The sequence below is a fragment of the Streptomyces sp. NPDC059582 genome, assembly GCF_042735715.1.
Lineage (GTDB): Bacteria > Actinomycetota > Actinomycetes > Streptomycetales > Streptomycetaceae > Streptomyces.
Window position 1 is genome coordinate 1 of sequence record NZ_JBHWCC010000057.1, and the last position, 13,854, is coordinate 13,854.

General features: G+C 71.7%; 10 protein-coding genes. 7 read left to right on the forward strand and 3 right to left on the reverse strand.

The annotated features are described in order from the left end of the window. Positions 1 to 720: 720 nt before the first annotated feature. Positions 721 to 3,852, reverse strand: a complete 3,132-nt coding sequence (gene ileS / locus ACFV0T_RS34475) for an isoleucine--tRNA ligase (RefSeq protein WP_385788112.1) — start codon at positions 3,850 to 3,852, stop codon at positions 721 to 723. A gap of 599 nt (positions 3,853 to 4,451) precedes the next feature. Here ileS and ACFV0T_RS34480 point away from each other — a divergent pair. From ACFV0T_RS34480 to ACFV0T_RS34505, 6 genes are all read left to right on the forward strand, one after another. Beyond that, complete coding sequence (locus ACFV0T_RS34480) at positions 4,452 to 5,417, forward strand: TraR/DksA family transcriptional regulator (protein ID WP_385788115.1); 966 nt, start codon at positions 4,452 to 4,454, stop codon at positions 5,415 to 5,417. 110 nt (positions 5,418 to 5,527) lie between these two features. Then, the gene (lspA, locus tag ACFV0T_RS34485) at positions 5,528 to 6,211 is read left to right on the forward strand and encodes a signal peptidase II (protein ID WP_385788117.1); all 684 of its coding nucleotides are present in this window, start codon (positions 5,528 to 5,530) and stop codon (positions 6,209 to 6,211) included. Positions 6,212 to 6,254: 43 nt separating this feature from the next. Then, positions 6,255 to 7,199, forward strand: coding sequence for an RluA family pseudouridine synthase (locus tag ACFV0T_RS34490; protein ID WP_385788119.1), 945 nt, complete (start codon positions 6,255 to 6,257; stop codon positions 7,197 to 7,199). Then, positions 7,196 to 7,672, forward strand: coding sequence for a GNAT family N-acetyltransferase (locus ACFV0T_RS34495; RefSeq protein WP_385788122.1), 477 nt, complete (start codon positions 7,196 to 7,198; stop codon positions 7,670 to 7,672). Before ACFV0T_RS34490 ends, ACFV0T_RS34495 begins: the two co-directional genes overlap by 4 nt. 85 nt (positions 7,673 to 7,757) lie before the next feature. Next, on the forward strand, positions 7,758 to 9,344 hold the full coding sequence (locus tag ACFV0T_RS34500) for a Na+/H+ antiporter (RefSeq protein ID WP_385788124.1): 1,587 nt from the start codon (positions 7,758 to 7,760) through the stop codon (positions 9,342 to 9,344). 85 nt (positions 9,345 to 9,429) lie between these two features. Next, a complete protein-coding gene (locus ACFV0T_RS34505) occupies positions 9,430 to 10,170 on the forward strand; it encodes an SDR family NAD(P)-dependent oxidoreductase (RefSeq protein WP_385788126.1) in 741 nt (246 codons plus the stop codon). Between the two features lie 3 nt (positions 10,171 to 10,173). On the opposite strand, the gene ACFV0T_RS34510 is transcribed toward ACFV0T_RS34505, so the two are convergent. Next, positions 10,174 to 11,334, reverse strand: a complete 1,161-nt coding sequence (locus tag ACFV0T_RS34510) for a mechanosensitive ion channel family protein (protein ID WP_385788129.1) — start codon at positions 11,332 to 11,334, stop codon at positions 10,174 to 10,176. Between the two features lie 105 nt (positions 11,335 to 11,439). Between ACFV0T_RS34510 and ACFV0T_RS34515 the strand changes: the two genes are divergently transcribed. Beyond that, positions 11,440 to 12,030, forward strand: a complete 591-nt coding sequence (locus ACFV0T_RS34515; protein ID WP_385788131.1) for a dienelactone hydrolase family protein — start codon at positions 11,440 to 11,442, stop codon at positions 12,028 to 12,030. Between the two features lie 62 nt (positions 12,031 to 12,092). Here ACFV0T_RS34515 and ACFV0T_RS34520 read toward each other — a convergent pair whose 3' ends face one another. After that, entirely contained in the window at positions 12,093 to 13,754 is a 1,662-nt protein-coding gene (locus ACFV0T_RS34520) for an alkaline phosphatase D family protein (RefSeq protein ID WP_385788134.1), read from the reverse strand. Between the last annotated feature and the right edge of the window lie 100 nt (positions 13,755 to 13,854).

Sequence of the window (13,854 nt, forward strand, 5' to 3'; positions counted from 1 at the left end):
GGCCTCGCCCTTTTTACGCGTGTTGACGACGGTGACGCGGAACACGTTCAGGGGGGCACGAGCCTGCGGGGCGTCGACCGGGATCCGGCGGACCTGTGTGTGCTGCGGCACGGCGGGCGGTGGGGGAAGCGGTGACGCGGTCCGTCGTGGTCGTCCTCACGCCGGGGCGGCTTCAACCTGGGGGGGCTTCATACCGGGCGGCTTCTCACCGGGCGAGCGCCCGGACGACTCCGCCTCGGGCAAGCTCCACGCCGTACACCCAGGGGGACGGGAGGACGGGCGCCGGCGCTTGATCCCGAGACGGGCGGGCGGGGCGGCCCAACCCGTGGGGACGGCGGAGGAGGCTGCGTCCGGGGGACGGGCGAAGGCTGGGCGTGGGGCGGACGGCCGAGGAGCCCAGTCCGGCGGGACCGGCGAAGAGGGACTGCGTTCCGGGTGGCCGGGTGGCCGGGTGAGGGGCCGGGCCCTGGGCCGATGGGCGAGGCCGCCTGGCCCGAGTCGGGCGATGTGAGGGACGGCACTCTGGGCGGGGTGCCGGGTGCCGGGCTCCTGGACCCAGGGCCGGCGGGTGTGGGGCCGGACCGGGGCCGGCGAAGTCGGGAAGGGACCGGGGCCGGCACGACGGGGGTGGGCCGGAAAGCGGCGGGTGCCGGGCTGAGGCGCGGGACGGGTGAGGGCCCGGTTTCCCTCGGTGGGAGACCGGGCCCTCTGTGGGTTTGGTTACACCTTGTGGAGGTGGAACGTCAGGGACAGGCCCTCGTCCGTGAACGGCTCGCCGTAGGAGTCGTCCGCCTCGCCCTGGGCGAAGTCCGTGGCGAGGACCTCGTCGGCGATCAGGGCGGCGTGCTCGGCCAGGGCCGCGATGACCGCCGGGTCGGTGGACGTCCAGCGCAGCGCGATCCGGTCGGCCACGTCGAGGCCGCTGTTCTTGCGGGCCTCCTGGATCAGCCGGATCGCGTCTCGGGCCAGGCCCGCCTGCCGCAGCTCCTCCGTGATCTCCAGGTCGAGGGCGACCGTGGCGCCCGAGTCGGAGGCCACCGACCAGCCCTCGCGCGGGGTCTCGGTGATGATCACCTCGTCCGGGCCGAGGGTGATCGTCTCGCCGTCGACCTCCACCGACGCCGTGCCCTCACGCAGTGCCAGGGACAGCGCCGCCGCGTCCGTGTTCGCGACCGCCTTGGCGACGTCCTGGACGCGCTTGCCGAACCGCTTGCCCAGCGCGCGGAAGTTGGCCTTCGCTGTGGTGTCCACCAGCGAGCCGCCTACCTCGGAGAGGGACGCCAGCGCGCTCACGTTCAGCTCCTCCGTGATCTGCGCGTGCAGCTCACGGTCGAGCGACTCGAAGCCCGTCGCCGCGACCAGCGCGCGCGACAGCGGCTGCCGTGTCTTGACGCCCGACTCCGCGCGCGTGGCACGGCCCAGCTCCACCAGCCGGCGGACCAGGACCATCTGCTTCGACAGCTCGGGGTCGATCGCGGACAGGTCCGCCTCCGGCCAGGACGCCAGGTGCACCGACTCAGGGGTGCCCGGGGTCACCGGCACCACCAGGTCCTGCCAGACCCGCTCGGTGATGAACGGGGTCAGCGGCGCCATCAGCTTGGTGACCGTCTCGACGACCTCGTGCAGCGTGCGCAGCGCCGCCTTGTCGCCCTGCCAGAAGCGGCGACGGGAGCGGCGTACGTACCAGTTGGACAGATCGTCGACGAACGCCGACAAAAGCTTGCCGGCGCGCTGGGTGTCGTAGGCCTCCAGAGCCTGCGTCACCTGGTCGGTGAGCGCGTGGAGTTCGGACAGCAGCCAGCGGTCGAGGACCGGCCGGTCGGCCGGGGCCGGGTCCGCCTCGCTCGGCGCCCAGCCGGTCGTACGGGCGTACAGGGCCTGGAAGGCGACCGTGTTCCAGTACGTCAGGAGCGTCTTGCGGACGACCTCCTGGATGGTGCCGTGGCCCACCCTGCGGGCCGCCCACGGGGAGCCGCCGGCCGCCATGAACCAGCGCACGGCGTCCGCGCCGTGCTGGTCCATCAGCGGGATCGGCTGCAGGGTGTTGCCCAGGTGCTTGGACATCTTGCGGCCGTCCTCGGCGAGGATGTGGCCGAGGCACACGACGTTCTCGTACGACGACTTGTCGAAGACCAGCGTGCCGACGGCCATCAGCGTGTAGAACCAGCCGCGTGTCTGGTCGATGGCCTCGCTGATGAACTGCGCCGGGTAGCGGGACTCGAAGAGGTCCTTGTTCTTGTGCGGGTAGCCCCACTGCGCGAACGGCATCGAACCCGAGTCGTACCAGGCGTCGATGACCTCCGGCACGCGCGTGGCCGTCTTCTCGCACTGCGGGCAGGCGAAGGTGACCTCGTCGATGTACGGGCGGTGCGGGTCCAGCTCGGACTGGTCGGTGCCGGTCAGCTCGGTGAGCTCGGCGCGGGAGGCGACGACGGTGAGGTGGTCGTCCTCGCAGCGCCAGATCGGCAGCGGGGTGCCCCAGTAACGGCTGCGGGACAGCGCCCAGTCGATGTTGTTGTTCAGCCAGTCGCCGAAGCGGCCGTGCTTGACGGTCTCCGGGAACCAGTTGGTCTTCTCGTTCTCCTGGAGGAGACGGTCCTTGATGGCCGTGGTGCGGATGTACCAGGACGGCTGCGCGTAGTAGAGGAGCGCGGTGTGGCAGCGCCAGCAGTGCGGGTAGCTGTGCTCGTACGGCAGGTGCCGGAAGAGCAGACCGCGGTCCTTGAGGTCCTCCGTGAGCTTCTCGTCCGCCTTCTTGAAGAAGACGCCGCCGACCAGGGGGACGCCCTCCTCGAAGGTGCCGTCCGGGCGGACCGGGTTCACCACGGGCAGGCCGTAGGCGCGGCAGACCTTGAGGTCGTCCTCTCCGAAGGCGGGGGACTGGTGGACCAGACCCGTACCGTCCTCGGTCGTGACGTACTCGGCGTTCACCACGTAGTGGGCCGGTGCCGGGAACTCCACGAGCTCGAACGGACGTTGATACGTCCAGCGCTCCATCTCGGCGCCGGTGAAGGTCTGGCCGGTCGTCTCCCAGCCCTCGCCGAGCGCCTTGGCGACCAGCGGTTCGGCGACGACGAGCTTCTCCGCGCCGTCCGTCGCGACGACGTACGTCACCTCGGGGTGCGCGGCGACGGCCGTGTTGGAGACCAGCGTCCAGGGGGTCGTCGTCCAGACGAGGAGCGCGGCCTCGCCGGCCAGCGGACCGGAGGTGAGCGGGAAGCGGACGTACACGGACGGGTCGACGACCGTCTCGTAGCCCTGGGCCAGCTCGTGGTCGGACAGGCCCGTGCCGCAGCGCGGGCACCAGGGGGCGACACGGTGGTCCTGGGTCAGCAGCCCCTTGTCGAAGATCTCCTTCAGCGACCACCAGACCGACTCGACGTACTCGGGGTCCATGGTCCGGTACGCGTCGTCCAGGTCGACCCAGTAGCCCATGCGGGTCGTGAGCTCGGCGAAGGCGTCGGTGTGGCGCGTCACGGACTCGCGGCACTTGGCGTTGAACGCGGCGATGCCGTACGCCTCGATGTCCTGCTTGCCGCTGAAGCCGAGTTCCTTCTCGACCGCCAGCTCCACCGGGAGGCCATGGCAGTCCCAGCCCGCCTTGCGGGCCACGTGGTAGCCGCGCATGGTGCGGAAGCGGGGGAAGACGTCCTTGAAGACGCGCGCCTCGATGTGGTGGGCGCCCGGCATGCCGTTCGCGGTGGGCGGGCCCTCGTAGAACACCCATTCGGGGCGGCCCTCGGACTGGTCCAGGCTCTTGGCAAAGATCTTCTGCTCGCGCCAGAAATCGAGCACCTCGTGCTCGAGCGCGGGCAGGTCGACCTGGGCGGGCACCTGGCGGTACGACGTCATCGATCTTCCTCCGGCGGACGTGCTGCCTTCCGTCGGAGGGACGAGAGCCTTGTTGCCTGTCTACGCCGTGTGCGGCGCGCTCCCGCGGTACCACCCTCCTTGGCTCCCCGATGCGCCCTGTGCGCCGGTGAGCCCCCTCATTGGGGTCGCGAGCCGGTTCTACTGGTCGCTGCTGTCCTGCTGCGGCGTTCTTCCGGCGGCTCCGGGGTGATCTTCGCGTCGCGCTCGCCCCCGGGCTCCCACCGTCCCCGGGTCGCTCTGGGCTGCGTCCGCCGCTACTCGTCCCCATCCATGCTTTTCGCTCCGCCCAGTGTACGGCGCCGCGCGGACAGTGGCCGACCGGTTTTCCGGGCCCGGGACGCGGGCGCGCGAGACGTCCGGGATGCCCCGAATGGCGAGGTACGCGTGTTCGGATTCGGGGACGGCGGGCTGAGCGGATTACCCGGCGAGGAGCTGGGCACAACGCTTGCATGCCGGCCGCGCGGCACTCGCGAGGCGGGCGAATCGGGCGGCGTGCCCCGTTGCCGCGGGACTCAAGTCGATTTATCGTCCCAGCACGATTCGCGAGCAAGATCACAATATGTGAAGGGGCCGCGACCATGGTGGCGAAGAAGACCGCCGTACAGCAGTCGGCGTCCGGCAGGTCCACGAGCGCGGCGGCCTCCGACGGCGCGGCCAAGGACGTGGGCGGGAAGAAGAGTGTGCAGGTGAAACCGTCTTCTTCGAAGAAGGCGGTTTCGAAGAAGACGGTCACGAAGAAGGCGGCGGCCGCGAACGCGACCGCGAAGGCGGCCGAGAAGACCGAGAAGGCGGCCGAGAAGACCGAGAAGACCGAGAAGAAGGCGGCGACGAAGACCGCCGGCGCGAAGAACGGCACGAGGACCGCGGCCGCCACGAGAGGCCGGGCCGCCGCCGAGAGCACGGCCCGCGGGAGCGCGGCCGCCGAGAACAGCACGGCCCGCGGGAGCACGGCCGCCGAGAACGGCACGGCCCGCAAGAGCACCGCCGCCGCGAAGAGCGCGGCCGGGAAGAGCACGGCCAAGAAGGTCGGCGCGGCACAGGCCGCGGAGCAGACGGGAGCCACGACGGTGGTTGCGAAGAAGACTCCTGGCACGGCCACGGCGGCGACGAGTGCCGTCCCCAAGGCGCGGTTCGCCGCGGCGGAGCCCGGCGAGCTCGCCGTACGCCCTGGGGAGGACCCCTGGACGCCGGAGGAGGTCGAGGAGGCGCGGGCCGAGCTGCTGTCCGAGGCGGAGCGGCTGGGTGCCGAGATCACCTCGTCCGAGGAGTCGCTCGTGGGCCTGATGCGGGACTCCGGGGACGGCGCGGGCGACGACCAGGCGGACACCGGCACCAAGAACATCACGCGGGAGCACGAGATGGCGCTGGCCGCCAACGCGCGCGAGATGCTGACCCAGACCGAGCGTGCCCTCCAGCGGCTGGACACGGGCACGTACGGCCTGTGCGAGAACTGCGGCGACCCCATCGGCAAGGCCCGTATGCAGGCCTTTCCGCGGGCCACCCTGTGCGTCGAGTGCAAGCAGAAGCAGGAACGCCGCTACTGATCGGTACGCGGGCGACGCGGCGACTTGTCGTACCGCCTCCTGCGCACCGGGGTCCCGGGAGGCGTGCCGTACCCTCGTGCTCAGTCAGGCACCTAGGTTGAGGGACTCACGTGGCAGAGGCGGAGCGGATCATCGGTACGCCGGGCACTCCGGACGCGGCGCGGACCGGGCAGGAACAGCCCGGTGACGACGCGGCGTCGGGCGAGCGCTCCGGTTCCGAGGGGGCCACGGCCCCGGCCGGCGGGTCCGGCACCGACGAGACGACGGCCGGACCGGGGGCTTCGCGGGCCCCCGCCGAGCCGTCCAGGGGAAAGCGGCGGATCGCCGTGCTGTTCGCGGTCGCCGCGTTCGCGTACGCCCTCGACCTGGCCAGCAAGATGATCGTGGTGGCCAAGCTGGAGCACCACGCGCCGATCGAGATCGTCGGCGACTGGCTCAAGTTCGAGGCCATCCGCAACGCGGGTGCCGCCTTCGGGTTCGGCGAGGCCTTCACCGTGATCTTCACGGTGATCGCGGCGGCGGTGATCGTGGTGATCGCCCGGCTCGCGCGCAAGCTCTACAGCCTGCCCTGGGCGATCGCGCTCGGCCTGCTGCTCGGCGGCGCGCTCGGCAACCTCACCGACCGTATCTTCCGCTCGCCGGGCGTCTTCGAGGGGGCGGTCGTCGACTTCATCGCGCCCAAGCACTTCGCCGTCTTCAACCTCGCCGACTCGGCGATCGTGTGCGGCGGCATCCTGATCGTGCTGCTGTCCTTCCGGGGCCTGGATCCGGACGGAACCGTCCACAAGGACTGAGCACGCGTTCGGGACTGTCGGACCTGTCCGGCATACTCGACGAGTGAGCACGATTCCCGAGATCCGAAACCTGCCCGTGCCCGACGGCCTGGAGGGCGAGCGTGTCGACGCCGCCATCTCCCGCATGTTCGGCTTCTCCCGTACCAAGGCTGCCGAGCTCGCGGCGGCGGGGAAGGTCACGGTCGACGGCTCGGTGGTCGGGAAGTCCGAGCGGGTGCACGGGGGCGCCTGGCTCGAGGTGGAGATGCCGCAGGCGCCGGCGCCCGTGCAGATCGTGGCCGAGCCGGTCGAGGGCATGGAGATCGTGTACGACGACGAGGACGTGGTCGTCATCGTCAAGCCGGTCGGCGTCGCCGCGCACCCCAGCCCCGGCTGGACCGGCCCGACGGTCATCGGTGGCCTCGCGGCCGCCGGGTACCGCATCTCGACCTCCGGCGCCGCAGAGCGCCAGGGCATCGTGCACCGCCTCGACGTCGGCACCTCCGGCCTGATGGCGGTCGCCAAGTCCGAGCGCGCGTACACCTCGCTCAAGCGCCAGTTCAAGGAGCGCACGGTCGACAAGCGCTACCACGCCCTGGTGCAGGGCCACCCGGACCCGACCAGCGGCACCATCGACGCGCCCATCGGCCGGCACCCGAACCACGACTACAAGTGGGCGGTCACGGCCGAGGGCAAGCCGTCCGTCACCCACTACGACCTGATCGAGGCCTTCCGCGCGGCCTCCCTGCTCGACGTGAAGCTGGAGACCGGGCGCACCCACCAGATCCGCGTCCACATGGCCGCCCACCGGCATCCCTGCGTGGGCGACCTGACGTACGGCGCCGACCCGACGCTCGCCAAGCGGCTGCACCTGACCCGCCAGTGGCTGCACGCCGTGCGGCTCGGCTTCGAGCACCCCGGGGACGGCCGGTGGGTCGAGTTCGAGTGCGACTACCCCGAGGACCTTCTGCAGGCCCTGGACCAGGTGCGAGAGGAGACCTACGCATGAGTCTGTCGGTCGTCTCGTACGACGTGCGGGTCGCGGAGGAGTCCGCCGACCGTGAGGCCTGCTTCACGGTCCGCAAGGAGGTCTTCGTCGTCGAGCAGGGCGTGCCCGAGGACATCGAGTACGACGCATACGACGCCGTGGCGCTGCATGTGCTGGCGATCGGTGACGACGGGGTGCCGCTGGGCACCGGTCGGCTGCTGTACGGCGAGGAAGCCGCGGCGAAGACCGGCGGTGACCTGTCGGTCGGGTCGCTGGGACGGCTGGCCGTGGCGCAGGCGGCCCGCGGGCTGGGCGTCGGGGCCGCGCTGGTGCGGGGCATCGAGGAGGCGGCACGCGCGCGTGGGCTGGCGGCGGTGGACCTGCACGCGCAGACGCACGCGCTGGGGTTCTACGAGCGGCTGGGGTACGTGGCGTACGGCCCGGAGTTCCCCGACGCGGGGATCCCGCACCGGGCGATGCGGCGCGCTCTGTAGCCGGGGCGGCGAACGGGCCGGTGGCGAGAGCCGCATGGCAGGCTTGAGGCCTGCTGTGTGAACGTCGACTCCCGGAGCGCTGACCGTGGATCAGTTGGCCCTGCTGTTCGTGCTGTTGCTCGGGGCCGTGGTGAGTGTCCCGGTCGGGGACCGGGTCGGACTGCCGGCGCCGGTGCTGATGACGCTGCTCGGTATCGCCCTCGCGGTGCCGGACTTCGTGCCGAACGTCGACATTCCGCCTGATCTGATCCTGCCCGCGCTGCTGCCTCCGCTGCTGTACGCGGCGGTGCGGCGGACGTCGTGGCGCCAGTTCGCGGCCAACAAGCGGCCGATCTTCCTGCTGGCAGTGGCGCTGGTGTTCGTCACCACGCTGTGTGTGGCGGCCGTCGCGAGCGCGATCGTGCCCGGACTGCCGATCGCCGCCGCCGTGGCACTGGGCGCGCTGGTCGCCCCGCCCGACCCGGTGGCCGCGACCGCTGTCGCCGGACAGCTGGGACTGCCGCGCCGCCTGGTGTCGATCCTCGAGGGCGAGGGCCTGTTCAACGACGTCACGGCCATCGTGCTCTACCACGTGGCGATCGCCGCCGTGGTCAGCGGGGCGTTCTCACCGTGGGAGGCCGGGCTCGACCTGGTGCTGTCCGCCGTGGTCGCGGTCGTCATCGGGCTCGCGCTCGGCTGGGGCACCCAGCGGCTGATCGCCTGGCTGGACGACCCGACCCTCCAGATCAGCCTGACGCTGCTGGTGCCGTACGCCGCGTACGTCCTCGCGGAGGAGCTGCACGGGTCCGGGGTGCTCGCCGTGCTCACCGCCGCGCTCTTCATCGCCGAGTACGCCGCCGACGCCGACGACGTGGCGAGGCGGCTGGCCGGCCACACCTTCTGGGACATCGTCGACACGCTCGTCACGGGGGTCGCGTTCGGGCTGATCGGGCTCGAACTGCACAACGCGATCCGCACGGCGTCGGGCCGCTGGAGCGAACTGCTCGGGTGGGCGGGCATCATCGTGGCCGTGGTGGTGCTGGTGCGGCTGGCGTGGCTGCTGCCGGCCACCTGGCTGACCAAGCGGCTGCACGCGAAGCGGGACTACGACGAGGAGATCCCGGTGAGCTGGCGGGAGACCGTCATCATGTGGTGGGCGGGGATGCGCGGGGTGGCCTCGGTCGCGTTGGCGCTGGCCGTCCCGCTGAAGACCGAGGACGGGTCGCCCTTTCCGGACCGGGACGAGATCGTGTTCATCGCGTTCGGGGTGATCATGGCGACGCTGGTGCTCCAGGGGCTGACGCTGCCGTGGCTGGTGAAGCGGCTCGGGGTGCGCGCGGACCCGGACCGGGAGAAGGAGTTCGAGCGGGAGCTGGCGATCCGGGCGGCGAAGGCGGCGAAGCGGCGGCTGCGGGAGATCGAGGAGGTCGAGGACCTGCCCGAGGAGTTGCTGGAGCAGATGCTGCGGCGGGCCTTCGACATCGGGGTGCGGATCAGCCCGGACATGGCGGAGGAGGAGCGCCGGGAGGCGCACGAGCAGCGGACGCGCAGGGTCAAGCGGCTGCGGCGGCTCCAGGGGGAGCTGATGAGTGCCGCGCGGCACGAGGTGCTGGCGGCGCGCAGCGAGCCGGGGGCCGATCCGGAGGTGGTGGACCGAGTGCTGCGGCACCTGGATGTGCGAAGCCTTCGCTGAGTTCACCGTTGCGCGACGGCACGGGTTCGGCCGTGTCCGGCCGGGATCGGCACCGTCGGGGGCCCTCCGCTCCTACCATCGGATCATGGCTCGCAATGTGGTGATCAGTGGTGGCGGTACGGGGATCGGGCTCGCGGCGGCGCGCGTCTTCGCCTCGGACGGGGACCGGGTCCTGCTGCTCGGGCGGCGGCCCGAGGTGCTGGCGAAGGCCGGGGTGCCGGGGGCGTCGACCCACGCGGCGGATCTCAGTGAGCCGCGCGAGGTGCGCGGGGTCGCCGACCTCGTGGCCCGGGAGTGGGGAACCGTGGACGTCCTGGTCCACAGCGCCGGTGGCAACGGGCAGTTGGAGCCCGGGAGCGACAGCGACGATCCGCTCGACGTCGTCGCGCACAACTGGACCGTCAACTTCAGGATCAACACCCTGACCGCCGTCCTCCTCACGGAGGCGCTGCGGGACCGGCTCGCCGAGCCCGGCGGGCGGGTGCTGTTCGTCAGTTCCATCGCCGCCTACCGGGGATCGGGCAGCGGGGCGTACGGCGGTGCCAAGGCCGCGCTGCACCCGTACGCCCACGACCTGGCCCGCGATCTCGGGCCGCGCGGGATCACCGTGAACGTCGTCGCCCCCGGCTACGTCGAGGACACCGAGTTCTTCGGGGACACGATGGAGGCCGCCCGGCGGGAACGGCTCATCCGTGACACCGCCACCGGGCGGGCCGGCACGCCGGGGGACGTCGCGGCCACCCTGCACTGGCTCGCGTCCCCCGGCGCCGGCCATGTCACCTCGCAGGTCGTCCAGGTCAACGGCGGCGCCGAGCGCGGGCGGTGACGGTCAGCCGCGGCCGGTCCGCGGCGGCTCGTGGACGCGGGGCAGCGCCCCGTCACGGGACTCCCCGTCACGGTCCGGCCGGCCGGGGGACCGGCCGTCGAGGGAGCGCCCGTCGGGGGAGCGGCGGCTCGGCGGCAGCACCGCGTCCGCCGTGTTGACCCGGGGCAGCGCGTGCGGGTGCTCCGCGGACAGCCAGCGGATCATCTGCTCGCGGACCGTGACCCGTACCGTCCAGATGTCGTCGGCGTCCTTGGCCGTCACCAGGGCGCGAATCTGGAGGGTGTTGGGCGTCGAGTCGGTGACCGCGACGCCGTAGTCCCGGCCGTCCCAGGCCGGACACTCGCGGAGGATGTCGCGGAGCTTCTCGCGCATCGCCTCGACGGGCGCCGAGTGGTCGAGGTGCCAGTAGACGATGCCGGTCATCTGCGGGGTGCCGCGCGACCAGTTCTCGAACGGCTTGGACGTGAAGTACGACACCGGCATGGTGATCCGGCGCTCGTCCCAGGTCCGTACGGTCAGGAAGGTCAGGGTGATCTCCTCGACCGTGCCCCACTCGCCGTCCACCACGACCGTGTCGCCGATCCGCACCATGTCGCCGAAGGCGATCTGAAGGCCCGCGAACAGGTTGCTGAGCGTGGACTGGGCGGCGACACCGGCCACGATGCCCAGGATGCCGGCCGAGGCCAGCAGGGAGGCGCCGGCCGCGCGCATCGCCGGGAACGTCAGCAGCATCGAGGCCGCGGCGACCACGCCGACGACCGCCGACACCACCCGCATGATCAGCGACACCTGGGTGCGCACCCGGCGGACCCGGGCCGGATCGCGATGGACGCGGGCGTAGCGGCTGTACGACGTCTCGACGATCGCGGCCGCGATCCGGATCACCAGCCAGGCGGCGGACCCGATCAGCACCAGGGTCAGCGTCCGGCCGACCCCGACCCGGTGCTCCTCCAGCACCTTCGCCGCGTCGTACGAGCCTCTGAGCAGGGCGGCGCAGAGCACGAGCTGGTAGGGGATGCGGCCACGGCGCAGCAGATCCCACAGCGGGGTCTCGCTGTGCCGTTCGTCGGCCTTGCGCAGCAGCCGGTCCGTGGCCCAGCCCAGGGCCAGCGTGAGGACGACCGAGCCACCGATGACGATCAGCGGGCGGAGTATGTTCTCCATGCCTTCGAACCTAACCGGGGCGGGGCGGTCATGAACATGTGAGTTCCGTGTCGTCCTGGGTCCGTGCGCGCGGGTGTCGGCGTACCCGGCTGGCACCATGGCCTCATGAACATCATGCTCTTTCACTCGACCTACGGACTGCGTCCCGCGGTGCGTGCGGCGGCGGACCGGCTGCGCGCGGCCGGGCACGAGGTGTGGACGCCGGATCTCTTCGACGGACGCACGTTCGATACGGTCGAGGAGAGCACGGCCTTCAGCGCGGAGCTCGGCAAGGACGAGCTGCTCAAGCGGGCCGTCCTGGCCGCCGCTCCCTACTCCGAGCGCGGGCTCGTGTACGCGGGGTTCTCGCTCGGCGCCTCCATCGCGCAGACGCTGGCCCTCGGCGACGACAAGGCACGCGGACTGCTGCTGCTGCACGGCACCTCGGACATCGCGCCCAACGCCCGGGCGGACGAGCTGCCGGTCCAGCTGCACGTGGCCGAGCCGGACCCGTTCGAGACGGACGACTGGCTCGCCGCCTGGTACCTCCAGATCAACCGGACCGGCGCCGACGTCGAGGTCTACCGGTACGCCGGGGCCGGGCACCTCTACACCGACCCCGATCTGCCGGACTACGACGAGGAGGCCGCCGAGGCCACCTGGCGGGTGGCACTCGGCTTCCTCGACTCGCTCCGGCGGGACCTGGACCGGGCCTAGACCGGGCCTGGACCGGGCCTGGACCGGGCCTGGACCGCGCCTGGACCCGGCCTGTGCGGCACCTAGACCGGGTCGTACGTCCGTTCGACCTTCTGGGTGCCGGTGCGTGTGCGGTACGAACGGGTCCAGGACGATGTCGCGTTCGCCTTGGTGCGATCCGAGAGGACGTAGTAGTCCATCTGCGCGCGCTCGGCGGTGATGTCCAGGACGCCGTAGCCGTGGCGGTCGGTGTCGACCCAGTGGACGTGCCGGTTGGCGGCGCGGATGATCGGCGAGGCGATCGCGGACACGGTGCCCTCGGGGACCTTCACGATGTCGTCGAGGTTGTCGGAGGTCACCGAGGTGACGACGAACTCCGTGGCGGCGGAGGCGGACAGCGGGTACGTGCCGGCGTCCACCGGCACGTCGTTCGCCCACGCCATGTGGATGTCGCCGGTCAGGAAGACCGTGTTGCCGATCGCGTTCGAGCGCAGGTGCGCCAGCAGTTCGCGCCGGTCGTCGGTGTAGCCGTCCCACTGGTCGGTGTTGACGGCCAGCCCCTCCTGGGGCAGGCCGAGCAGCTTGGCGAGCGGCTTCAGCAGGTCCGCGGTGAGCGAGCCGACTGCGAAGGGCGAGATCATCACCGAGTTGCCGACCAGCCGCCAGGTGGTGTCGGAGGACTTCAGGCCCGCCTTCAGCCAGTCGAGCTGGGCGCGGCCGGTGAGCGTACGGTCCGGGTCGTCCACCGAACCGCTCGCCGTGGACGCCTGCTGGGAGCGGAAGGACCGCAGGTCGAGCAGGGAGAGGTCGGCGAGCTTGCCGAAGCGCAGCCGGCGGTAGGTCGTGCCCGCGATCGCAGGCCGGACCGGCATCCACTCGAAGTAGGCCTGCTTGGCGGCCGCCTGACGGGCCGCCCAGGTGCCCTCGGCGCCCTCGGTGTGGTTCTCCGCGCCGCCGGACCAGGTGTCGTTGGCGAACTCGTGGTCGTCCCAGATCGCGATGACCGGCGCCTTGTGGTGCAGGCTCTGGAGGTCGGCGTCGGTCTTGTACTTGCCGTGCCGGATGCGGTAGTCGGCGAGGGTGAGGATCTCGTTCGCGGGCGCGTGCGGACGGACGACCGTGCCGCGGGTCCCGTACTCGCCGGACTTGTACTCGTAGATGTAGTCGCCGAGGTGCAGCCAGGCGTCGAGGTCGCCCCGGGCCGCGAGGTGGCGGTACGCGGAGAAGTAGCCGGCCTCCCAGTTGGCGCAGGAGACCACGCCGAAGCGGAGGCCGGGGACCGCAGCGCCGGCGGCCGGCGTGGTGCGGGTGCGGGCGACCGGGGAGTCGGTGCCGCCGGCCGAGAACCGGAACCAGTAGTCGGTGGCCGGTTCCAGGCCGCGGATGTCGGCCTTGACGGTGTGGTCGGAGGCGGCCGTCGCGGTCAGGGAGCCCTTGGCGACGATGTTCGTCAGCGCCTTGTCCTTGGCGACGGTCCAGCTCACCTCGGTGTCCGGACCGAGTCCGGAGCCGGGTATCGCCTCGGCGGTGGGCGTCACGCGGGTCCACAGCAGGATGCCGTCGGGCAGCGGGTCGCCGGAGGCGACGCCGTGCAGGAAGGCGGGGGCCTCGGCGGCGGCGCGGGCGGGCAGCGCGGCGGCGAGCGGGCCGGCCAGAACGGCGGTGGCCGCCGCGGCCTTGACGACCGTACGGCGGCGGGGCGTAAGGGAGTTGACGCCCTCGGAGGATCTGTATCGACTGGTCACGAGCGATCAGGTTACTGATCGGTACGCACGAGAGCGGGCGAACTCGCAAAAGTTCGCCCGCTCTTCTCGCGCTCGTCGGATCCGACCCGCGGCGGGTCGA

Bases quoted from the DNA above. Each gene is read 5' to 3' on its own strand.
- ileS (WP_385788112.1), bottom strand. From the start codon at position 3,852: ATGACGTCGTACCGCCAGGTGCCCGCCCAGGTCGACCTGCCCGCGCTC.
- ACFV0T_RS34480 (WP_385788115.1), top strand. From the start codon at position 4,452: ATGGTGGCGAAGAAGACCGCCGTACAGCAGTCGGCGTCCGGCAGGTCC.
- ACFV0T_RS34510 (WP_385788129.1), bottom strand. From the start codon at position 11,334: ATGGAGAACATACTCCGCCCGCTGATCGTCATCGGTGGCTCGGTCGTC.
- ACFV0T_RS34515 (WP_385788131.1), top strand. From the start codon at position 11,440: ATGAACATCATGCTCTTTCACTCGACCTACGGACTGCGTCCCGCGGTG.
- ACFV0T_RS34505 (WP_385788126.1), top strand. From the start codon at position 9,430: ATGGCTCGCAATGTGGTGATCAGTGGTGGCGGTACGGGGATCGGGCTC.
- ACFV0T_RS34495 (WP_385788122.1), top strand. From the start codon at position 7,196: ATGAGTCTGTCGGTCGTCTCGTACGACGTGCGGGTCGCGGAGGAGTCC.